Below are 23,046 nucleotides of genomic sequence, written 5' to 3' on the forward strand. Positions count from 1 at the left end.
TGTAGTTGTCGCTGTGGTTACAGCCAGCCCAGTTGATGCAGCCCTTCGCCAATGGCGGCGACGGCCTGGCCGATTTCTGCTTCGTTGATCGCGCCAATGCAGCCCACGCGGAACGTTTCGACCTGGGTCAGCTTGCCTGGGTACAGCACAAAGCCTTTTTCCCGCACGGCTTCGTACAGCGAATGAAAGTGGTAATCCGGATGCGCCGGGGCATGGAACGTGACGATGATCGGGGCTTGCACGGCCGGGTCCAGGAACGGTTTGAGTTCCAGCCGGCGCAGGCCTTCCACCAGCATCTTGCAGTTGGCGGCATAACGCGCCAGACGTGCCGGCTGCCCGCCTTCGGCATGGTATTGGTCCAGCGCGGCCCGCAGTGCGGCGACCACATGGGTCGGCGGGGTAAAGCGCCACTGGCCGGTTTTCTGCATGTACACGTACTGGTCATGCAGATCCATGGACAGCGAATGGCTGTTGCCGCGGCTTTCCACCAGCGCCGCCTTGCGGGCGATGACAAAACCCATGCCCGGCACGCCTTCCAGGCACTTGTTGGCCGAGGCTACCAGCGCATCAAACTCAATCTCACGCGCATCAATGGGCAAGGCGCCGAAGGCCGACATGCTGTCGATGATCAGCTTGCGGCCCATACGTGCCACGACCTGCGCCAGTTCGGCCAGCGGGTTGAGGATGCCGGTGCTGGTTTCGCAATGAATGACGCCGACATGCGTGATGGCCGGGTCTTGCGCCAGGCGCGCGGCCAGCGCTTGCGGGTCAGACGGCTGGTCTTCAGCGCTTTCCAGAATGCTGACCTGGCGGCCCATGACTTCAACGGCACGCGCCATGCGCTTGCCATAGGCGCCATTCACCAGCACCAGCAATTTGCCGTCGCGCGGCAACAAGGTGCCAATGGCGGCCTCTACGGCAAAGGTGCCGGAGCCTTGCAGCGGCACGCACACATGCGTTTCCGCGCCATGGACGATGTTCACCAGATCGGCGCAGACACCTGCGGTCAGGTCATTGAAACCGCGGTCCCAGGAACCCCAGTCGGTCAACATGGCGGTTTTGGTTTGCAGGCTGGTGGTCAGCGGGCCGGGGGTAAGGAGGATGGGTTCACGCATATCGTCAGCTTTTCCGAACGTCTAGATGATGTTGAGGCTACGAATACAAGCCAGCTGGCTTGGTGATGCTCGCTAGTCGTACAAGGTGTACTGCTGCGCGCGCATGCCTGACCAGCAGGCTTGTATTCGTGGCTTGAAGTGGGTTGGTCACTTGAAAAACAGCCGCCGTACCGCGCGGCCACCGGCAAATTCAATGCTTGCGCCACCTTTGGGTACGGCGCAGCGCCAGCCAGGAACCGGCGCCAAAAATCAGGCAGATCACGGCAGAGGTCGCGACTACAACCGTCGCCATCGCCGCCGCCGCCGCTGTATCACCGGCGTCATCCATGTTCAGCACAGCGACGGATGACAGCACGGTGTCCGGCGTGTACAGAAAGATCACGGCCGACACGGTGGTCATGGCGGAGACAAAGAAATAGCGGGCGATTTCCAGCACGGCGGGCAAACAGATGGGCAATGTCACGCGGCGCAAGGTGGTCCAGAACGGCACTTTGAGCGACGCGGCGACGTGCTCGAATTCGCCATCCAGCTGCTTGAGCGCAGTCACCGCCGTCAGGTGCGCCGTGCTGTAGTAGTGCACGGTGGTGCACAGCACCAGCAAAGCCATGGTGCCGTACAGCGCATTGAGCGGATTGCCCGGCGCGTTGAAGAAAAAGATGTAGCCCAGACCCAGCACCATGCCTGGCACCGCCATGGGCAGCACGGCAAGAAAACCGGTGATGGTGCGGGCCAGTGGCGCCGCGCGGATTTTCTCTACCCAGTACGCGCCGACAAACACCAGCAAACCACCCGCCAGCGCGGTGCCGAGTGCCAGCTTCAGGCTGTTGCGGTAAGCCAGCCAGCCGCCGCCATCCATGTTGTCGAAATCAAAGTGCGCCAGGCTCGGCGCCAGGTTGTACGGCCATTGCTTGATAAACGCAGCGGCCACCGACATGCCCAGCATCAGGATCAACCATGCGCAGACCAGTACGCAGAATGCGGTAGCCAGCGCGTCTGTTGCCAGGTGGCGGCGCGGCAGCAGCGGCTGGGCGCGGGCCGTGAGCAGTGCTTTCTGTTTACGCTGCACAAACCGGTCTACCAGCCAGGACAACACCGCTGGCAGCAGCAGGAACAGGCCATAGACGGAACCCAGGCCAAAGTGCTGCTGGCCGATCACCTGCTTGTAGATTTCCACCGCCAGAATGTCGTAACGGCCGCCAACAATCTTGGGCACGCCAAAGTCGGTAATCACCAGGGTGAAAACCAGCATGGCGGCCGAGATCAGCCCGTAGCGCACCGACGGCAACGTCACGGTAAAGAACTGGCGCACACGCCCTGCCCCCAGCGAGGTCGCCGCTTCATACAAACGCGCATCCGCCAGTGACAGCGCCGTCAGCAAGATCATCATTGCGTGCGGGAAAGTGTAGAAAACCTCACCCAGCACAATGCCGACCGGGCCGTAGATCGAGCCATCGCCCATCCAGCTTTTCAGTACGCCCTGGTTGCCGAACAGATACACCAGCGAAATCCCCGGCAACAGCGAGGGTGCCAGCAGCGGAATCAGCGCCAGCATGCGGAACAAGCCCTTGAACGGCATCTCGCTGCGCATCAGCGCGGCCGCAAAGCCATAGGCCAGCGGGATGACGATGGCGGTCGTCGCCAGCGACACCGTGACACTGTTGCCCAGCAAATATGCAAAATGCGCATCAAACAGGCCGCCAAAGTTTTTCAGGCCGACCCAGGCGCCGGATTTGTCTTGCAGCGCTTTGCCCAGTATCGCCACCAGCGGCAGCCCCAGGAACACCAGCAAGAAAGCGCAAGACAGCCAGGCCAGCGCGCCGCCGATCCGGTCGCTGCCAGACTGCGGCAGGCGCGCGCTGCGCGGGCGCACCACGGCATTGAGTGCGGCGGTCATGCTTTCACCTGTGCTTCATCGGTAAACACGCGCAAGGCGTGCGGCGGCAGCGATACGGGCACGCGCTGGCCAGCCTGCAGGTTCAACCGGGCCAGTTCGGTACGGCTCACATCGGCAATCAGCGTGAGGTTGTTCATGGCCGGCACAATCAGGCTGACCCGGCAGAAGCCGCCCAGAGACTCCACACCACCCAGATGCGCCAGCATGGTGTTTTCGCCGCCCTGCCAGTGCGCATGCAGCACAACGGCTTCAGGGCGGATGAACAGCGTGACGGTGCGGCCATCCAGTAACGGCGGCAACTTGTTGGCCCACAACTGGGTATCGCCCACGCGCACCGCACCTTGCGGCTGGACTTCACCGGTCAGCCAGTTGGCGCGGCCGACAAACTCCGCCACAAAGCGGCTTTGCGGCATGGCGTAGATGTCATCCGGCGTGCCGATCTGTTCAATGTGCCCGTGATTCATGACCACGATGCGGTCGGCCATGGTCAGCGCTTCTTCCTGATCGTGCGTGACCATGATGGTGGTAATGCCCAGCCGCTGTTGCAGCGCGCGGATTTCACGGCGCAGGTGTTCGCGCACCCGCGCATCCAGCGCCGACAGCGGCTCGTCCAGCAGCAGCAAACCGGGCGAGGTCGCCAGCGCGCGGGCCAGCGCCACGCGCTGTTGCTGCCCGCCCGACAACTGGCCGGGGAACTTGCCTTCAATGCCAGACAAACCAATCAGCGCCAGCAAATCACGCACACGGGTCTGTTTGTCCTGGCTGCGCCCTTTCAGGCCGTAGGCAATGTTCTCGGCCACGGTCAGATTGGGGAACAAGGCATAAGACTGAAACACGATGCCGTAATCACGCTTGGCTGCCGGCTGGCGGGTAACATCGCGCCCCAGCATGACAATCTGCCCGGCATTGGCGCTTTCCAGCCCGGCAATGATGCGCAACAAGGTGGTTTTGCCGCAGCCAGACGGGCCCAGCAGGCAGACGAACTCGCCCTTTTTCACGGTCAGGTTGATGTCGTTCAGCGCGGTGAAGCTGCCAAAACTTTTGTGGATGCCGCTCAGACCCAGCGCATCAGGCACCGTGGAGCCCACCGGGGCCACGGGCGTCGCGCCGTCGTTGATCGCTTGTTCAAGGATGCGGTTCATGCGGCCTCCTGCGGGCGCAACAGCTTGCGGGCCCGGTCCAGATAATGGGAAAGCGGCGCAGTGACAAGATCGGGCACTTTGGCCAGATCGTCATACCGGCGCAGCGCAATGGCGGCTTCCAGATGTGGATTGCGCTCAAAGCGGGAGACTTCCTCATCGCTCATCACCCCGCCTTGCAACAACAAGGACTGGCGCGACGCTTGCGACAAGGTCAGCAGATATTGGGGAGACACCGCGCACAGATAGCGCTTGGCGGTGACGTGCAGGGCAATCGGCGCCAGCACGTGGTCATCAAACAGGTTTTTCAGCGCAGCCACACCCAGCGCTTCATGGCGGTCATCAATGCCATTGGCAAGGTCTTCATCGGCCTGGCCGCTGACAATATGGCCAAAGTCATGCAGCAGCGCGGCGATCACCAGGGCCTCCGGTGCGCCGTCTTCATCCGCAAAATGCGCGCTTTGCAACGCGTGCTGCAATTGTGAAACGGCTTCGCCGCCATACTGGGCGGCGCCTTGCGCTTCATACAAGCGCTGCAAATCTTCAATAGTCATTTTCATGTGAGGCGTGAGGGGTAAGGTGTGAGGCGTGAAAAGCGGGAGGGCGAGTGACAACCTGCGTTGCCACCCGCGCAAGGGTTCTACCCCTGACACCTCACGCCTCTCGCCTCACCGTGGACTCACTTCGGTTCAGACTTGCTGTCGTAGCGCTTGGTCCATTCGGCCAGGATGCGGTCGCGGTTGGCGGCAGACCAGCCCAGATCCTGCTTGATCAGCATTTGCTCGTAATTGGCAGGAATGAACTCGATCGGCTTGGCAACGCCCGGCATGGCAACCACGGCGAAGTTCTTTTCATACAACTCGTTGGCCGAATGCGAGGCGGACCAGTCAGCCAGCTTCTTCGCGGCGTCCAGGTTCTTGGTGCCCTTCATGATGCCGGTGGCTTCCAGATCCCAGCCCAGGCCTTCTTTCGGGAATACCAGATCAATCGGTGCACCGCCCTTCTTCAGGCTGGCAGCGCGGTATTCAAACGAGATACCGATCGGGTATTCGCCGGTAGCAGCCTGCTTGCACGGCTTGGAACCGGAGTGTTCGTACTGGGCGATGTTCTGATGCAGACCATCCATGTATTCCCAGCCGCCCTTCTCGCCAAACATCTTCAGCCAGGCGGACACATCAAAGTAACCAGTGCCCGAGGAAGCCGGGTTCGGCATCACGATCTTGCCTTTGTATTCCGGCTTCAAGAGGTCTTTCCAGGATTCCGGCTTCTTCAGGCCTTGCTTGGCAGCTTCAACCGTGTTGAAACAGATGGTCGCGCCCCAGACATCCATCCCCGCCCATGCCGGCGGGTTCTTGGCGTCCACATAAGACTTGGTCAGCTTGTCCACGCCTTTCGGAGCGTACGGTTGCAGCATGCCTTCCTTGTCCAGAATCAGCAGCGAGGACGCGGCCACGCCCATCACCACGTCGGCTTGCGGGTTGTTCTTTTCAGCCAGCAGCTTGGCGGTAATCACACCAGTGGAATCACGCACCCACTTGATGTGAACGCCAGGGTTTTCCTGTTCGAACTTGTCCTGATAAGCCTTGACCTGGTCGGCTTCAAGCGCGGTGTAGACAGTCAGTGTGGTGTCGGCATAAGCGGCGGCACCCCAGAGGGCGATCAGGCCGGCGAGCACGCGAGGCAGGGTTTTCATTTGGGCAATCCTTGTCGGGGTTCTGTCGGGTTCTGTGTGGCGAAGGGATAACCGGGTTGGCACCGGCGGTTATCCTGGTCGGTAAAGGTCTGGATATCAGACGAGGCGGATTGTGCGAGGGGAGTGTTACAAGGTTGTGACGTCTAGACGAATTTATGGTGAAGTGGTCGAGGGGGGATGGTGCCTGGTGGCAGGCGCTCACCTTTGGGGCTTGTGGGGGTAGTGGGGACTGCGCAGATCTGGTCTGCTGGTCGTCCGTGCTTGGCTTCGTGGTTCTGCGAAGGCAGGAATCAGGGTCGGCCGTCGCGGAGGGCCAGCGCGGATGGCCTGTGCCGGCCTGTGCTGGCTTGCGCTGCATTGGGTGGCGCTTGGTGGCGCGGCTATGAACCCCGTCGGCGAATCGCCCGCGCTCGGCTTCGTCATTCCTGCGAAGGCAGGAATCCAGTTTGACCATCACGGATGGGTCTTCTGGCGGAGAACTGCATTTGTTGGCGCCTGCGGCGTGGCTTCACACCGAGTCTGCTGACACCTGCACTCCGATTCGTCATTCCTGCGAAGGCAGGAATCCAGTCTGGCCATCACAGATGGGCCTTCTGGCGGAGAACTGCGTTTATTAGTGTCTGCGGCGTGACTTCACACCGAGTCTGCTGACACCTGCACTCCGATTCGTCATTCCTGCGGAGGCAGGAATCCAGTTTGGCCATCGCAGATGGCCCTTCTGGCGGAGAACTGCGTTTGTTAGCGCCTGCGGCGCGGTGTTTTACATACCGGCGGTGGCCGGAGCACCCTACTTTCTTTGCTTCGCCAAAGAAAGTAGGCAAAGAAAGGCGACCCCAGCCTGGCGGCCCTCCGGGCTGCCCTCGGTTGGTCGGGAGCCTAAGGTCTCCCTCCACGCCCTCGGCGCTGGGCTTTAATGGGGGAGGAAATTCAAAGACAACGACAACTGCAACAGCAACTGCAGCTGCAGCTGCAGCTGCCAAACCCAATACCCAAACCAGCACCAACACCAGCCTCTGCCGCAGCCTCAACCTCTCTGTTGCGCGGGTTTTTCACCCAAGGGAAGACCTGATTACGACAAATGAACATGCTAATCAGGCATTTGTTGACTGCGCCCCACCCTGCATAGCACGTAGGATCGTCGGTTCTTTTCTTGAACCGGGCGGGTGGCTGTCATGGCAGAACAATCGCGTGTCGTGCGCTTCATCACGCACGGCAATCTCATTGTAAAAATCATTATCGGGCTGGCAGCGGGTGTGGTGCTGGCGCTGGTGTCGCCGTCTACAGCGGCGTCGGCGGGTTTGCTTGGTACTTTGTTTGTGACGGCGCTCAAATCGGTCGCGCCGGTGCTGGTGTTTGCGCTGGTGACGAGTGCGGTGGCCGGTCACAAGGCGGGGCAGCGCACGCGGATCGGGCCGATTTTGTTGTTGTATGTCATTGGCACGCTGGCGGCGGCGCTGGTGGCGGTGGTGTTGAGTTTCAGTTTTCCGGTCACGTTGTCGCTGGCCGTGCCGGCAGAACAATCTGCTTCGCCAGAAGGGATTGTGGCGGTGTTGCAGACGCTGTTGATGAACGTGGTCGATAACCCGATCCGTGCGCTGAGCAATGGTAATTACATTGGCATTCTGGCTTGGGCGGCGGGGCTTGGGCTGGCGTTGCGCCATGCTTCGGACACCACGCGCACGGTGGTGGCGGATCTGTCGCTGGGCGTGGCGAAAATTGTGCAACTGATCATCAAATGTTCGCCCATCGGTATCTTCGGCCTGGTCGCTTCGACGCTGGGCACCAGCGGGTTTGGTGAACTGGCCCGGTATGCAGAATTGTTGCAGGTGTTGATCGGGGCCATGCTGTTTGTGGCGCTGGTGGTCAACCCGCTGATTGTGTTCTGCAAAATTCGCCGCAACCCGTATCCGCTGGTATTGACCTGCCTGCGCGAAAGCGCCCTCACCGCTTTCTTTACCCGCAGTTCTGCAGCCAATATCCCGGTTAACCTGACCCTGTGTCGCAAGCTGGGGCTGCATGAGGACACGTATTCGGTGTCGATTCCGCTGGGTGCGACGATCAATATGGCGGGTGCGGCGGTGACGGTCACCGTGCTGACCCTGGCGGCGGTGAATACGCTGGGGATCGCGGTCGACTGGCCCACGGCGTTGTTGTTGAGTGTGGTGGCGTCGTTGTGTGCGTGTGGCGCTTCGGGCGTGGCCGGGGGTTCTTTGTTGCTGATTCCGCTGGCATGCAGCCTGTTCGGCATCAACAACGAACTAGCCATGCAAGTGGTCGGTGTCGGCTTCATTATCAGTGTGTTGCAAGATTCCTTCGAAACCGCGCTCAACTCCTCGACGGATGTGCTGTTTACTGCGGCGGCCTGCATCTCGGCAGAGGATGAAGCTGCGCTGGCGCGGGCATCGTGAGTTCAGGGCCAGGCGGCAAGGCTTGCCGCCTGGCGACTATCCTGATGAAAAATTTCACAATTTCCGGACTCGAACAGCATATTTCTGCGAAAATAGCCGATTGCCCGAAGTTGTGATCCGCATGAGCCCGTCGCCTACCCCCATTTTTGAATTGCCCGCCGGCATGAAGCCGCGCCAACCCGCCCCGTTCCTGCCCATGAGCCGCGCAGAGATGAACAAACTGGGCTGGGATGAGTGCGACATCATTCTGGTGACGGGTGACGCCTATATCGATCACCCCAGCTTTGGCATGGCGCTGATTGGCCGTCTGCTGGAAGCCCAGGGTTTCCGCGTGGGCATCATCAGCCAGCCGGACTGGCAATCGGCCGAGCCATTCAAGGCGCTGGGCAAGCCGCGCCTGTTTTTTGGCGTGACCGCGGGCAATATGGATTCGATGATCAACCGTTATACGGCTGACAAGAAACCGCGCTCCGACGACGCGTATACCGCCGGCGGCGAAGGCGGCAAACGGCCGGATCGCGCGCTGACCGTGTATTGCCAGCGCTGCCGCGAGGCGTACCCGGGCGTGGATATCATGGCCGGCGGCATTGAAGCCAGCCTGCGCCGCATTGCCCAGTACGACTACTGGAGCGACAAGGTACGCCAGTCCGCCCTGGTTTATGCCAAAGCCGATATTTTGCTGTTCGGCAACGCCGAACGCGCGCTGGTAGAAGTCGCCCAGCGTGCCCAGGCCGGTGAGCGTCTGGCGCAGATCCGCGACGTGCGCGGTACGGCCTTCATGACCCGCCAGGGCTGGATGCCGGCAGAGGACTGGTCGGAGATGGACTCCACCACCGTCGATACCCCGGGCCGCGTCGATCCGCATCCGGACCCGTACGCGATGGAGCAGGAAAAACAAAGCGCGCCAACGCCGCCTGAAGCCGCCCAACCGATCCGCATTATCAGCAAGGCCGAGCGTCTGGCCGCCAAGCAAGCGCAGCGCCAGAAAACCGTGGTGCGCATTCCGGCGTTTGAAGCCGTGGCGCATGATCCGGTTTTGTACGCCCACGCCAGCCGCACGCTGCATCTGGAATCCAACCCCGGCAACGCCCGCGCGCTGGTGCAGGCGCATGGCGAGCGCGACGTGTGGATCAACCCGCCGCCCATCCCGCTGACCACGCCGGAGATGGACTACGTCTACGACCTCTTCTACGCCCGCAACCCGCACCCGTCTTACGGCAACGCGCGCATTCCGGCGTGGGAGATGATCCGCTTCTCCATCAACATCATGCGTGGCTGCTTTGGCGGCTGTACCTTCTGTTCGATCACCGAACACGAAGGCCGCATTATCCAGAGCCGTTCAGAAGAATCCATCCTGAACGAGATCGTGGAAATCCGCGACAAAACCCAGGGCTTTACCGGCCATATCAGCGACCTGGGCGGCCCGACCGCCAATATGTACCGGCTGGCCTGTAAAGACCCGAAGATCGAGCAATCCTGTCGCCGCTTGTCCTGTGTTTACCCAGGCATTTGCGAAAACCTGAACACCGACCACGCCCCGCTGATCCAGCTATACCGCAAGGCGCGGGCGATTCCTGGCGTGAAGAAAATCACCATCGGCTCTGGTCTGCGTTATGACCTGGCCGTGGAAAACCCGGAGTACATCAAGGAACTGGTGACGCACCACGTCAGCGGCTACCTGAAGATTGCGCCGGAACACACCGAAGAAGGCCCGCTCTCGAAAATGATGAAGCCGGGCATCGGCACGTTCGAGCGCTTCAAGGCCCTGTTCGACAAATTCAGCGCCCAGGCCGGCAAGAAGCAGTACCTGATCCCCTACTTCATTGCCGCCCACCCGGGCACCACCAATGAAGACATGCTGAACCTGGCGCTGTGGCTGAAGGAAAACAACTTCAAGCCCGACCAGGTACAGGCCTTCACCCCGACGCCGATGGCCATGGCCACGACCATGTGGCACACCCGCCGCAACCCGCTGCGCAAACTGGCGCGCAGCTCGGAGAAGGTAGAGATCATCCGCGACGCGCATCAACGCAAGGTGCACAAAGCCTTCCTGCGCTACCACGACCCCGCCAACTGGCCGATCCTGCGTGAAGCACTGCTGGAAATGGGCCGCGCGGATCTGATCGGCAACAGCCCCAGGCACTTGATCCCGGCGCAACAACCCGGCGAACGGCCAGTAGCCCCGCCGCGCAACCCGCGCCCCGCCAACGCAAGCGCAGGCGGTGCACGCAAACCCGGCACAGCAGGCGCTGCCGCCCCGGCAACGCGCAAGAAGATTGTCGGACCTGGCCAAGGCAAAGGAAAGAAAACCTTTGCCGGAAAAACCCGGGCACGCTGATCCGGTTATGGCTTGTAGACAAAACCCCGCCTTGAGGCGGGGTTTTGTTTTTGGAAGCTGGCCTGCCAGGTCCGGAATGACGAAGTGCTTGGGGGGCCTTTTTTTTGCAAGGCAGACTGTCGTTTCCCGGCGCTGGCTGCAGGATAGATTCGGCGCGGTGGCGACAATCCACCACCGCCAAGGCCACCTGCGGCGGCCGGACTGGATTCCGGCCTTCGCCGGAATGACGAAGTGGTGGAGTTAAGCCCCCAATTCTTGCAAGTAGACGATTTGCGGGTTGGGCTGCTTTTGCTTTTCGGGGTTGCCGTTGCTTTTGACTTGCCTCCCCTTGACTGCGCCGAGCATCGCAGCAAGGCGCGGCGACAAAGGCGAAGCGGTAGGCCGCAGGCCGAACTCGCGAGCCAGCCGCGCCTTGCGAGAAGCACAGGGAACCCCGAAGGGGCGCAGTCGCCGGGGTCGCCTTTCTTTTGGGTACTTTTCTTTGGCGATCCAAAGAAAAGTACCGTGCTCCGGGCACCCCCGGTATCAAAACAACCGCGCCGCAAGGCGCTAACACCCGCCCACCCTTCAAACACCACAACGGTGGATTGTCGCCAAAGCTCCAAATCCACCCTGCCTGCTCTTGGCGCCCGAAAACAACTTCACTCGCCTTCCCCCCTGACAACCAAAACATCCCGCCGCCAGGCGCTAATAGCCGTTAAAAATTTTGCTTCAAGCCCGCCAAGACAATCACCGCCCACCCCAAAACAAATCACCCCCAGGGTATTCACCCAATCCCCCCACCCAACCAGAACCCGGTAAATTACCCCGTTACCGAAAACGTTTTCAGACCCCACCCACCACGCCAGGAACCAGCATGAACCCCGCAGTCCGTTGCCTCTCAGATGGTCAGTACAACCTTGCCGAAGGCATCATCCGCGACGAGCACACGGGTCATCTGTGGTGGACCAACATCCACGCCAAAGAACTGTGGCGCATGAAGCCGGGTACAGGCGTGCACAAATGCTGGCATCTGCCCCAGCGCCTGGGTTGCTTTGCGCTGACGCAAAACCACGATGTGCTGCTGGTGGCGCTGGAAACGGGCCTGGCGCTGTTTAACCACGCGCGGGATGAATACACGCGGCTTGTCAGTGTAGAAACCGCGCTGCCCAAAACCCGCACCAACGATGGCCGTTGTGACCGTGCGGGTAATTTCATCTTCGGCACCATGCATGAAGGCAGCCCGGAACCGGTAGCGTCGATCTACCGCTTTGATACCGAGGGAAAGCTCAGCCGGCTGGACCTGCCCAAAGTGGCCATTTCCAACAGCATCTGTTTCAGCCCGGACGGCAAGATCATGTACTGGTGCGATTCGCTGCAGCACAAGATCATGCAAAGCGATTACGACGCAGCCACGGGCGCGGTCGGCAATCACCGCGTGTTTGTCGACCTGGGCGAAACCATCATCGAACCGGATGGCTCGACGGTCGATGCCGATGGCTATCTGTGGAACGCCCAGTGGGCCGGCAATTGTGTGGTGCGTTATGCACCGGACGGCAGCGTGGATCGCGTGATCGACATGCCGGTCGCGCAGCCGACCTGCGTGACGTTTGGTGGTGCCGAGCTGGATACGCTCTATGTCACCAGCGCGCGTAACGGGCTTTCTGCCGAAGCGCTGGCGCAACAACCGCTGGCCGGTGCCGTGTTTGAAATCCGCTTTGACGACGTGCGCGGGCTGCCGGAAAACCGCTGGCTGGGCGCCGTTTGAGCGGGCGGATTTTTATTCCAAATGCATATCCAGATATGACAAACGTTTGCGGAATTGCCTTGAAAAACCGCAACTTTGCCGGATATCGCCCGATTTTGCCGTCTGGCTGTCTTACACCGTAAACCGCCGCGAGAGCCGTTATCGTTTCGGCAAACGATGAATTGTATCGCGGGAGATTTCATGCAAGTCCAACCCCGCGCCTGCGTCTATATGCTGGCGTGGCTCTTTCCTCTTTTGAGCATGTGGGGCATCGAAACCGGTGGTCTGGCCACGTTTGCCCTGCCGGTCTTTGCCTTTGTGCTGGTGCCGCTGGCCGATATGGTGGCCGGCCGTTCACCGCGCCTGCCCAATCGCGATGGCGTGCAACTGGCCGACTGGATCATGCGCGCCTACGTGCCACTGGCGCTGCTTGCGCTGGCGGTCGGCGTCAATGCGGCTGATCGCTGGAACACGCTGGAGTGGTTCGGCAATGGTTTGTCGCTGGGCGTGACTGCGGGCGTGGGCATTGTGGTGGCGCATGAACTGGGCCACCGCCGCGCCGCCGGGCTGCGCATGCTGTCGCGCTTGATGCTGGGGACCACCGCTTACGGGCATTTCCGGGTAGAACACAACCGCGGGCACCACGTCTGGGTGGCCACACCGTATGACCCCGCCACCGCGCGGCGCAATCAGACCTACTACGCCTTCTGGTGGCAAGCCGTCAGCGGCACCCTGCGCGGTGCGTGGGCGCAAGAGGCGGCGCGGTTGATGAAACGGCAATTGCCAGGCTGGCACTGGCGCAATGAAGTCTGGCAAAACGTGGCCATCACGCTGTTGCTGGCCCTGGCAGCACGTTTGCTGGGCGGCTGGTCTGGCCTGGGGCTGTTTGCGCTGCAGGCGGTAATTGGTTTTTCCTTGCTTGAAGCGGTGGATTACATCGAACACTACGGCCTGATGCGTCACCGCTTTGCTGATGGCCGGTTTGAGCGGATGACCGCAGCGCATAGCTGGAGCGCCAATCACACGGTGAGCAACTGGCTGTTGTTTGAGCTGCAGCGCCACGCCGATCACCACGTGCGACCCCTGGTGCCGTTCTCTGCGCTGGGCGACCAGGCAGAATCGCCCATGTTGCCGGCCAGTTACCCGACCATGATCCTGCTCGCCCTGTGCCCGCCCCTGTGGTACCGCGTCATGCATCCGCGGCTGGACCGCCATTACGAGCATCTGGCCACCGAACGGGGCATGCAGGCCGTCTAAGTTGCGCCACACCCGGCGTACGCTGATCCGCCAAAAACCGCCGGTTGTCGCCACCGGCGGTTTACCGGTTGGCCGCAGAGCCGCGCCCCTACTGGTTTCACCTGATTGTTACCGCTTTATGGACCCGATAGCTGCGTCTGAAGCGTTGTTCTATGATCGATTCCCGACGGCCTGCCTTGCGCAGCCCGTACATCAATAAAAAACGAAATCAGCCGTACACAAAAATCAGTAAACAAAAGCAAGACCAACACTGAAGATGAGGATGAGAGAAATGAAATCACGCTTGTTCCAGCACAAGCGCGGGATGCTTGCGCTCGCCGCAATCCCCGCCGCCTTCGCAGCCGTTTCTGCCTTCGCTGCATACCCCGCATGGCAAGACGGTGGCACCTACACCGCCGGTACCATTGTTTACTACAACGGCCATGACTATCAGGCGCTCGTGAACCAGACCGATTACGTCGGTGCCAACTGGAACCCGGCCGCTACACCAAGCCTGTGGAAAGACCTGGGCGCCGACACCAGCGGCAGCGCCACCCCGACGCCGACCCCGGCACCGACACCTGCCCCCACACCGGCCCCGACGCCCGCGCCGACTCCGGCCCCCACACCTGCGCCGACGCCCGCACCGACTCCGGCCCCGACGCCGTCGGGCAACTGTAACGCCGTCTGGAATGCCAGCACCGCGTACAACGGTGGCGCAACGGTCAGCTACAACAACGTGAACTACACCGCCAACTTCTGGACGCAGGGCAACAACCCGAGCACCAGCAGCGGTGCAGCCGGCTCTGGCCAGCCGTGGACCGCCACCGGCAGCTGCACGGGCGGCACACCGGCACCGACCCCGACACCGACGCCTGCTCCGACCCCCACACCGACGCCAGCGCCGACACCTGCGCCGACCCCGACGCCGACCCCTGCCCCCACACCGGCTCCGACCCCGACGCCCACTCCGGCACCGACCCCGTCCGGCAGCCTGCCGGCGCACGTACTGGTGGGTTACTGGCAGAACTTTGACAACGGCGCCGCCGTGCAGACCCTGGCGCAAGTGCCGACCACCTACAACGTGGTGGAAGTGGCCTTTGCCGATTCGGACACCGCGAACGATGGTGGCATCACCTTCAATATCGATTCCGGTCTGTCCAAGGCGGTCAGCGGTGGTTACACCAACGCCCAGTTCGCCAACGACATCAAGACCCTGCACAGCCAGGGCCGCTTTGTCGTGTTGTCGGTCGGCGGCCAGAACGGCAGCATCACGCTGGGCAACAGCACTGCCGTGACCAACTTTGTGAACAGCGCGTACTCGCTGATCCAGCAGTATGGCTTTGACGGTATCGACATTGATCTGGAAAACGGCATCAACGTCGCCAACCTGGAAAGCGCGCTGACACAGCTGCACAACAAGGTGGGCAGCAGCCTGATCATCACCATGGCACCGCAGACCATCGACATGCTGCCGAACGTGCCGGGTGCCGGTACTTATCTGCAAGTGGCGCGTGATCTGGGCAGCATCATCACCATGGTCAACACCCAGTACTACAACTCCGGCTCCATGCCGGGCCGCGACGGCAAGAACTACAACCAGGGTACGGTGGACTTCATCACCGCGCAGGCGGACGCCGTGCTGGCCTATCTGCAGCCGGGTCAGGTGGGCCTGGGCTTGCCGGCCTCTGCCTCTGGCGCCAGCAGCGGTTATGTTGATCCGTCCGTGGTCAACAACGCGGTTGATTGCCTGACCCAAGGCACCCATTGCGGTACGTATATCCCGGTCGCCAAGTACCCGGGCCTGCGCGCCGTCATGGACTGGTCCACCAACTGGGATGCCAGCAACAACAACAACTTCAGCAACAGCGTTGCGGCACACCTCAAGACCCTGCCCTGACCTCACGCTGCAGTTGCAACACCGCAAAACGCCCCGGCAACGGGGCGTTTTTTATTGCGCGCTACCGGTGCATTCCCCTTTCACTGGCCTTAAGTTCAGTCGATACATGCCGATACATAGGCCATACAAAAAACAAATCGCACACGATCATGACGCTTCTCTCCAACCTCGCGGCGACCACGCGCATGGCGCTGAGCGGTCCCGCCAGCAATGGTGTCAGCCAGTCTGACCTTAGCCGGGCCCGGCAGCTTGTCGATGCCGAACAAGGCGCGCAAGACCGGCAAGACGAGCAACAGGCCGATACAAAGAACACATCCAGCCTTGTCTCGATTGACCTCACGGCCTTGCGCCAGTCGCTGACGTATCGCCCCGCCAACAGCGTGGCGGCGCCATCAAGCTCGCCCATGGCCTCCATCTTGCAAAAGCTGGGCAACATGCCCAGTGCCAGCTCCCAGCGCAAAAACGCAGCCAGGGCGCGGTTGAACCGGCTCAAAAGCCAGATTGAGGCCATGAAAAAAGCCGCAATCGCGCTCAACCCGCGCGCAGCCAAAGCCATGGCGGCCGTGTTGAAGATGCTGGCTGCTCAGTTGAAATCTGCAGCGGCGGACCTGGCCGGCAGCGATGGTGGCGGCGCGGCCGCGGGCGGCAGCATGAATATCCAGGCCAACACCACCAACACGGCCACCCCGGCCGCCGCCAGTACCGGGGACACCACTGCCAGCGCCCAAGCGACAGCCAGCAGCGGTGCCGACACGTCTGCAAACAGTGGCGGTGATCAAGACGCAAACGGCGGCGCCCCCAGCAACACCGACGCCTCCACCGCAGTACAAGCGCCAAGCCAGGCACAAGCAACGACGGCTACCAGCGCGGCGGCCCCCGCAACAGCGGCTGATGCAAGCAGCGCCGATGCCGGCAGCGCCAGCAACAGCGCGGGCGCTGCTGAGGCCGCAACGCCTCAGGATGGCAAAGCCACTGACACCAGCCAGCCCGGCGGCAGCGACAAGGCAGACGCCAGTGCCGCCGCCCAGGATGCGGTGCAACTGGCGCAGAGCGCAACGCAGGCAGCCGCGGCGGCCAGCAAACCTGGCGGCAGCAGCAACTTCAAGATTCCGGGCTCGGGTAATGGCGGCGGCGGCATGAGTGCCAGCGACAAAGCGCTGGTCGAGGCCGTTGCGCTCAGTCTGCAGCAACTGGTGGCGCTGGTGAAAATGCATCTGCGCGGCAAGAACAAGGACATCCAGAGCGCCGAGTCATCCATCAAGGACGCGGTCAAAACCGCCGAAGGCGCCACCACGGGCGCTGGCACCATCAGCGTGGCCCTGGGCAATGTGGGCGGCGATGCGGGCACGGGTAGTGGCCAGTAAGCCGCCCTAGTCTGTCTGTTCCAGCAGTGCGACGAAATTGGCGACCAGGGGCGAAGTGTTCTGCACCCGGGTCGCCAAAGAGGCACTGGTCATGGCGCCGGCATCCGCCAGCGGCAGATAACAGACCCCTTCCACCCGCACGCAAGACAGGGGCGCCGGCAAGATGCTGACCCCCAGCCCCGCCGCCACCAGCCCGATCAGCGTGGTGCCTTCACGCGCCTCTTGCACTACGTCCGGCACAAAGCCCGCGTCGTGGCAAAGGCGCTGGATATGCCGGTAAATACTGGTCCCGGCGGATTCCGAATACATCACAAACGGTTCCTGCGCCAGTTGCTGCAGCCGCACCGTATCCTGGCCGGCCAACGGGTGATCATCCCGCAGCGCCAGTACCAGCGGGTCTTCAGTCAGGTGCCGCAGGATCACGTTGTCCGGCACTTGCACATCAGAGGTACGCACCATGCCGATATCCACGGTGCCATCAGCGACTGCCGCCATTTGCTGCACGGTCATCATCTCGCGCAGCGTCAGGTGTACGTGCGGGTAGCGCTGGCGGAAGCGGTAAATCAGTCGCGGCAAAAAGCTGGTAAAAGGCAGCGACGGCGTGAAGCCGATGATCAGCTCACCCACTTCACCTCTGGCCGCACGGCGGGCGTCTTCGGCGGCATCGGCGGTTTGCTGCAAGATGCTGCGCGCGCGCACCAGAAAGCGCTCCCCGGCGGGCGTCAGCGCCACTTTACGGCGGCTGCGGGCAAAGAGTTCCACGCCCAGTTCCGCCTCCAGCGCCTGAATCTGCTGGCTCAGCGGCGGTTGGCCAATATGGAGTTTTTCGGCGGCGCGGGTGAAGTGCAATTCCTCGGCCACAGCAACGAAGTAACGCAGATGTCGCAGTTCCATTGATATCTCAAACATATCAGAACATGCATAAATATATATTGGACTGGCAGTCAGCGTGAGCATAAGCTTTTGCTGTCACATGCAGCACGCCTAGGCAACATCATGCAAGACCCCGCGCCACAAGCCCTTATCAAGGCCGGTACCCCGGCCTACCGTCGTACCAATATCGCCCTCTTCCTCGGCGGTTTTTCCACCTTCTGGTTGTTGTACTGGGTGCAGCCCCTGCTGCCCATGTTCTCACGCGTATTCGGCCTTTCCCCGGCCGCCAGCAGCGTGGCGCTGTCCATTTCCACGGGTGGTCTGGCGCTGGCGCTGATCCCGGCCAGTTTTATCTCTGACCGCTTTGGCCGCAAGCCGGTCATGTGCACCGCCATGTTTGCCGCGGCGACACTGACTTTCCTGAGTGCCTTTGCCCCCGGCTTTGGCAGCCTGCTGGTGTTCCGTATCTTGTGCGGCGTGGTGCTGGCCGGCCTGCCCGCCGTGGCCATGGCGTATCTGGCGGAGGAAATCGACCCGCTGTCGCTGGGTTCATCCATGGGCCTGTATATTGCCGGCACCGCACTGGGCGGCATGAGCGGACGCCTGGCCAGTGCCTGGGTGGCCGATTTCTTTACCTGGCGTGCTGCCGCAGGTTTTGTCGGCGGACTGGGTCTGATCGCGGCGTTTGTGTTCTGGCGCTTCCTGCCTGCCTCCCGGCACTTTGCGCCGCGTGCGCTGCCAATCAGCGCCGCCGGCCGCAAGGCACTGTGGCAAGCGGTCAAAGGCTTGTTTGCGGACGCCGGCCTGCCCTGGCTGTTCTTCACCGGTTTCGCGCTCATGGGTTGTTTTGTGAGCCTGTACAACTACATGGGTTTCCGGCTGGAACGCGCCCCGTTCAACCTGTCTGATTCCACCATCGGCATGATTTTCGCGCTGTATCTGGTCGGCACGTTTGCCTCGGCATGGTCGGGCAAGATTGCCGACAAAATCGGCCGCCGCCACGTGTTGTGGGGCATGAAAGTGCTGATGCTGGCCGGCCTGTTGCTGACCTTGTCAGACTGGCTGCCGCTGGTGATTGTCGGCATTGCCATGTTCACCTTTGCCTTTTTTGGCGGACACACCGTGGCCAGCAGCTGGGTGGGCCGCCGCGCCGGGCCGGCCAAGGCGCTGGGCGCATCGTTATACCTGAGCGCGTATTACCTGGGCTCTAGCCTCGTGGGCTCGCTGACCGGGCTGTTCTGGGCCGCAGATCAATGGACCGGCGTGTGCACTGCGCTGGTGTTTATCGTGCTGGTCAGCCTGAGCGTGGCGCTGCGTTTGCGCAGTTTGCAGGCCAAGCCGCTGGCTGGCGCACACCAGGCGATCGCACGATAACCGATCGCGCCACGACAAAAGGCGGGTCGCCCCAGGGCGCCCGCCTTTTTTGTTGCCGCGCCGGCTTTACCAGCGTTGATGCACGTGCGGCTTGATGTATTGCGCGTAGATATCGGCGACGGCTTTCATTTGCGCGTCGGTCAGGGCAGGCAGGTTGGCCGCACCGGCATTGCTGGCAGCCTGTGCCGGGTTTTTCGCGCCTGGAATGGCAACGGTAATGGCATCGAACATCAGAATCCAGCGCAGCGCCATTTGCGCCATCGGCACGTCACCAATCACGCCGCGCAATGCCTCCACGGCTTGCAGGCCGGTTTCATAGGGCACGCCAGAGAAGGTCTCGCCCACGTCAAACGCTTCACCGTGGCGGTTGAAATTGCGGTGATCTTCTGCAGCAAACTGGCTGCTGGCGCTGAGTTTGCCGGTGAGCAGGCCGCTGGCCAAGGGCACGCGGGCAATGATCGCCACGTTCTGCGCTTTGGCGCGGGCAAAGAAATGCTCGGCCGGGCGCTGGCGGAACATGTTGAAAATGATCTGCACGCTGCTGATGGGAAACTCCAGCGCCTTGATGGCCTCTTCCACTTTCTCGACCGACACGCCGTAGGCTTTCAGTTTGCCCTTGGCAACGAGCTTGTCCAGTGCGTCAAAGATTTCGGGGCGGTAGAAGACCTCGGTCGGCGGGCAATGCAGTTGCACCAGGTCGAGCGCATCCACTTCCAGGTTGCGCAAGGAATCGTCGATATAGCGTTCCAGCACTTGCGGCGTATAACCGGCCGACACGTGCGGGTTGATCTTGCGGCCGGCTTTGGTCGCCACCATCACGCCGTCACGGCCACGTTGCTTGAGCACGCGCGCAATCAGGCGCTCTGAGCGGCCATCGCCATAGACATCGGCCGTATCCAGGAAATTGACGCCGGCATCCAGCGCGGCATGCAATGCGGCTTCTGCGTCCTTGTCGGATACATCGCCCCAGCTGCCGCCAATGGCCCATGCGCCAAAGCCGATTTCAGAAACGCTTCTGCCGGTATTACCAAACTGACGTTGTTGCACAGTGTTCTCCAGGTGGGACATATGACGTTGGCGAGCAGTGTAGAAGCCTGCCCCCGAAAAAGGTATTCATTAATCTGCTGACCGGCACTGCGATATTTGCTTGCCGCCCTGTTGCATATCGCCCCCTGCGCCTTGGGCGGCGGCCTGGGGCAGCGTATAGTGACCGCCTTTCCCGCCCCACCCGATTCTGTATCGCACCATGCTGGCCGTTCTGCTGAAAGGTTTTTTGCTGTCGCTCTCGCTGTGCCTGGATATCGGCATTGTGAATACCGCCCTGATCAACACCGGCATCCGCGCCGGCGTGCGTCCGGCTTTCATGCTGGGACTAGGGTCATGCTTTGGCGATATCACCTACGCCGCGCTGTCTTTGTTTGGCCTTGCCGTGCTGTTCCAGTTCACCGCGGTGCGCTGGGTCTTGTGGCTGGGCGGTGGCGCGCTGCTGTTGTGGCTGACCTGGAAAATGGCCATGGCCGCGCTGGCTGAATCGCGCCGCCAGCAAGAAGCGCCAGACTACGATGCCACCGCCGAAGCGCAAGCCTGGTCGCCCCGGGTAGAGTTTTTGCGCGGCCTGGGCATGGCGCTGGCCTCACCGACCTCGTTGCTATGGTACGCCGCAGTAGGTGGCGCAATTATTGCGCAGGCGACCGATGGCTCGGCCTTGATGAATGGCTTGTTCCTGGGCGGCTTCTTTGCCGGCGGGCTGGCGTGGTCCGCGTTTCTGGCCGTGCTGGCGGGCAAAGGGCGGCATTTGATCGGACACAAGCTGGCTTTGTACTGCAACGCGTTCTCTGCCGTGTTGTTCGGGTATTTTGCGATCACCGTGATTGCCGAAGGCTACCGCACGCTGCTGTAGCCAGGCGCCAACCCTGGCTACCCTGCCGAAGTAACGGTAACTAGCATTCCACGATATTCACCGGCACCTCGACAATCTCGATCGCCAGGCCGCCGCGGGCGGTCTCTTTGTAGCGGGTGTGCATATCGCGGCCGGTGTCGCGCATGGTGCGGATTACCCGGTCCAGCGAAATAAAATGGCTACCGTCCCCGCGCAGGGCCATCCGCGCGGCGTTAATGGCCTTGATCGAGGCCATGGCGTTGCGCTCGATACACGGCACTTGCACAAGGCCGCCAACCGGATCACAGGTCAGCCCCAGATTGTGTTCCATGCCGATCTCGGCGGCGTTTTCTACTTGCTGCGGCGTGCCACCCAGTACCTCTGCCAGCGCGCCCGCCGCCATTGAACAGGCCGAGCCCACTTCGCCCTGGCACCCGACTTCCGCGCCGGAGATCGAGGCGTTGAGCTTGAACAGAATGCCGATCGCCCCGGCCGTGAGCATGAAGCGGATGACGCCTTCCTCCGTCGCCCCCGGCACAAAACGCGTGTAGTAGTGCAACACTGCCGGGATAATCCCGGCCGCGCCATTGGTGGGCGCTGTCACCACCCGGCCCCCGGCGGCGTTTTCTTCGTTGACCGCCAGCGCATACAGGTTGACCCAGTCCATCACCGTCAACGGATCTGTCAGCCCGGCTTCCGGCGCGGCGGCCAGTTTGCGATAAAGCTCGCCCGCGCGGCGTTTGACTTTCATGCCGCCGGGCAAAATGCCTTCCCGTTCGCAACCGCGTTTCACACAGGCTTGCATCACCAGCCAGATCTCCAGCAAACCCTTGCGGATGCTGGCTTCGTCACGCCAGGCCAGTTCGTTTTCCAGCATGATCTGGCTGATGGTCTTGCCCTCGGCCGCACACAGCGCCAGCAACTGGGCGGCAGAAGTAAACGGGTGGCGCAACCGGGTGGCATCAGGCGGGGTAAAACCGGCGGCAATGGCCGCTTCATCCACAATAAAACCGCCACCCACTGAAAAATACGCCCGCCGTGAAAGACTGTTGCCTGCCGCGTCGAAGGCCTCAAAAATCATCCCGTTGGGGTGATACGGCAGCGCTTTGCGCTTGTGCAGGGTCAGGTGTTCCGGCTCACGAAAGGCAATCAGTTGCTGGCCCAGTACATGAAGTTGCCGGGCCTGCCGAATGGCAGCAACGCGCGCCGCCACGGTATCAACCTCGACCGTATCAGGCTCGTCACCACACAGACCCAGGATCACGGCGATGTCTGAACCGTGGCCTTTGCCGGTTGCCCCCAAAGAGCCGTACAGCTCAGCCTTGAGGCTAGCCAGTTGCGGCAAATGGCCGTCTCGCGCCAGTCGTTGCGCAAACTGGCGCGCCGCCCGCATGGGGCCAACGGTGTGGGAGCTGGATGGGCCGATGCCCACTTTGAAGAGATCAAAAACGCTGATTGCCATGAGCCCTGCCCTGCATGGCCGGCGCGCTGCACCGGACGGGTATCGAGGGGCTGACAACAGGGGCACCGGCAAGCAAAAGGGGCACCCGGCGCCAGCCGTGTGTTGCCCCCTCTGTCCTTGGTGCCTGAGAGATTACGGCCGCGCGCGGCCTTGCTTCTTCGGCGGAGCCTGCAGGCTCACTCTCCAGAGTGCCAGATTGCCGTGCAGTTCTTTTGCCTGAGAGTTTTCAGGGCGATACCCCTTCGGCGCCACATTGGTGGTCTCTCCTGCCCGGCATTGATTGGCTGATGGGCAATGTAGACAGCGCTTTATGCCATGTCAATGCGGGGTTTTAGCCGGCTTCAGATGCCGATTTGCTGGCTGATCTGCTCACTGCGGTTATCGCCGCCGCCAGTCAGTACGGCGGTGGTGACACAGCCCCCCAGCGAGGAAGCAATCAGAACAATAGCGATGATATTGCGCAGTGTTTTCATGATGAGTGAGATGAAGCTTTTGCGGTTGATCAATGACTCAATCATATGACATTGACAACACAGTGAAACGTAACCATTCACGCTATCAAACCCGGTTTGCCGATATTGCGGGCTTTGGGCACGGGGTCCACACCCCGCCCTATACTGGCTTTCATTGTGTCCAACCCCGTGG

Annotated in this window: 17 protein-coding genes and 1 riboswitch; of the genes, 8 read left to right on the forward strand and 9 right to left on the reverse strand. The window is 61.7% G+C overall.

Annotation, left to right across the window (positions count from 1 at the left end; all coding sequences use genetic code 11):
* Window positions 1-17: 17 nt before the first annotated feature.
* From IEX57_RS07065 to IEX57_RS07085, 5 genes are all read right to left on the reverse strand, one after another.
* Window positions 18-1,115, reverse strand: a complete 1,098-nt coding sequence (locus IEX57_RS07065) for a 2-aminoethylphosphonate--pyruvate transaminase (RefSeq protein WP_188703589.1) — start codon at window positions 1,113-1,115, stop codon at window positions 18-20.
* Between the two features lie 190 nt (window positions 1,116-1,305).
* A complete protein-coding gene (locus tag IEX57_RS07070; RefSeq protein WP_188703590.1) occupies window positions 1,306-3,009 on the reverse strand; it encodes a putative 2-aminoethylphosphonate ABC transporter permease subunit in 1,704 nt (567 codons plus the stop codon).
* Entirely contained in the window at window positions 3,006-4,151 is a 1,146-nt protein-coding gene (locus tag IEX57_RS07075; RefSeq protein ID WP_188703591.1) for a putative 2-aminoethylphosphonate ABC transporter ATP-binding protein, read from the reverse strand. The genes IEX57_RS07070 and IEX57_RS07075 overlap by 4 nt, the downstream gene beginning before the upstream one ends.
* Window positions 4,148-4,702 carry a phosphonate degradation HD-domain oxygenase gene (locus IEX57_RS07080; protein WP_188703592.1) on the reverse strand — a complete coding sequence of 185 codons (555 nt, stop codon included), beginning with the start codon at window positions 4,700-4,702 and terminating at the stop codon, window positions 4,148-4,150. The genes IEX57_RS07075 and IEX57_RS07080 overlap by 4 nt, the downstream gene beginning before the upstream one ends.
* Before the next feature lie 125 nt (window positions 4,703-4,827).
* A complete protein-coding gene (locus tag IEX57_RS07085; RefSeq protein ID WP_188703593.1) occupies window positions 4,828-5,841 on the reverse strand; it encodes a putative 2-aminoethylphosphonate ABC transporter substrate-binding protein in 1,014 nt (337 codons plus the stop codon).
* Window positions 5,842-7,013: 1,172 nt separating this feature from the next.
* On the opposite strand from IEX57_RS07085, the gene sstT reads away from it, so the two are divergent.
* From sstT to IEX57_RS07115, 6 genes are all read left to right on the forward strand, one after another.
* Window positions 7,014-8,249: a serine/threonine transporter SstT gene (gene sstT / locus IEX57_RS07090; RefSeq protein WP_188703594.1), complete on the forward strand. Its 1,236-nt coding sequence runs from the start codon at window positions 7,014-7,016 to the stop codon at window positions 8,247-8,249.
* A 121-nt stretch (window positions 8,250-8,370) separates the two neighbouring features.
* Entirely contained in the window at window positions 8,371-10,587 is a 2,217-nt protein-coding gene (locus tag IEX57_RS07095) for a YgiQ family radical SAM protein (protein ID WP_188703595.1), read from the forward strand.
* Between the two features lie 856 nt (window positions 10,588-11,443).
* On the forward strand, window positions 11,444-12,334 hold the full coding sequence (locus tag IEX57_RS07100; protein ID WP_188703596.1) for an SMP-30/gluconolactonase/LRE family protein: 891 nt from the start codon (window positions 11,444-11,446) through the stop codon (window positions 12,332-12,334).
* Between the two features lie 180 nt (window positions 12,335-12,514).
* Complete coding sequence (locus tag IEX57_RS07105; RefSeq protein ID WP_188703597.1) at window positions 12,515-13,570, forward strand: alkane 1-monooxygenase; 1,056 nt, start codon at window positions 12,515-12,517, stop codon at window positions 13,568-13,570.
* A 271-nt stretch (window positions 13,571-13,841) separates the two neighbouring features.
* Entirely contained in the window at window positions 13,842-15,449 is a 1,608-nt protein-coding gene (locus IEX57_RS07110) for a carbohydrate-binding protein (protein WP_229708899.1), read from the forward strand.
* Between the two features lie 149 nt (window positions 15,450-15,598).
* Complete coding sequence (locus tag IEX57_RS07115) at window positions 15,599-16,813, forward strand: hypothetical protein (RefSeq protein WP_188703598.1); 1,215 nt, start codon at window positions 15,599-15,601, stop codon at window positions 16,811-16,813.
* Between the two features lie 6 nt (window positions 16,814-16,819).
* Here the strand turns inward: IEX57_RS07115 and IEX57_RS07120 are convergent, their stop codons facing one another.
* Window positions 16,820-17,707, reverse strand: coding sequence for a LysR family transcriptional regulator (locus tag IEX57_RS07120; RefSeq protein WP_188703599.1), 888 nt, complete (start codon window positions 17,705-17,707; stop codon window positions 16,820-16,822).
* Between the two features lie 102 nt (window positions 17,708-17,809).
* On the opposite strand from IEX57_RS07120, the gene IEX57_RS07125 reads away from it, so the two are divergent.
* Window positions 17,810-19,060, forward strand: coding sequence for an MFS transporter (locus tag IEX57_RS07125; protein ID WP_188703600.1), 1,251 nt, complete (start codon window positions 17,810-17,812; stop codon window positions 19,058-19,060).
* A gap of 66 nt (window positions 19,061-19,126) precedes the next feature.
* On the opposite strand, the gene IEX57_RS07130 is transcribed toward IEX57_RS07125, so the two are convergent.
* Window positions 19,127-20,107: an aldo/keto reductase gene (locus IEX57_RS07130; RefSeq protein ID WP_188703601.1), complete on the reverse strand. Its 981-nt coding sequence runs from the start codon at window positions 20,105-20,107 to the stop codon at window positions 19,127-19,129.
* A gap of 199 nt (window positions 20,108-20,306) precedes the next feature.
* On the opposite strand from IEX57_RS07130, the gene IEX57_RS07135 reads away from it, so the two are divergent.
* Window positions 20,307-20,960, forward strand: coding sequence for a LysE family translocator (locus IEX57_RS07135; protein ID WP_188703602.1), 654 nt, complete (start codon window positions 20,307-20,309; stop codon window positions 20,958-20,960).
* A gap of 40 nt (window positions 20,961-21,000) precedes the next feature.
* Here IEX57_RS07135 and IEX57_RS07140 read toward each other — a convergent pair whose 3' ends face one another.
* Entirely contained in the window at window positions 21,001-22,401 is a 1,401-nt protein-coding gene (locus tag IEX57_RS07140; RefSeq protein ID WP_188703603.1) for an L-serine ammonia-lyase, read from the reverse strand.
* Between the two features lie 194 nt (window positions 22,402-22,595).
* Window positions 22,596-22,680: riboswitch (glycine riboswitch) on the reverse strand.
* Between the two features lie 62 nt (window positions 22,681-22,742).
* The gene (locus IEX57_RS07145; protein WP_188703604.1) at window positions 22,743-22,907 is read right to left on the reverse strand and encodes a hypothetical protein; all 165 of its coding nucleotides are present in this window, start codon (window positions 22,905-22,907) and stop codon (window positions 22,743-22,745) included.
* Window positions 22,908-23,046: the final 139 nt, after the last annotated feature.

It is taken from the genome of Silvimonas iriomotensis, assembly GCF_014645535.1.
In the GTDB taxonomy this organism is placed as follows: Bacteria; Pseudomonadota; Gammaproteobacteria; order Burkholderiales; family Chitinibacteraceae; genus Silvimonas; species Silvimonas iriomotensis.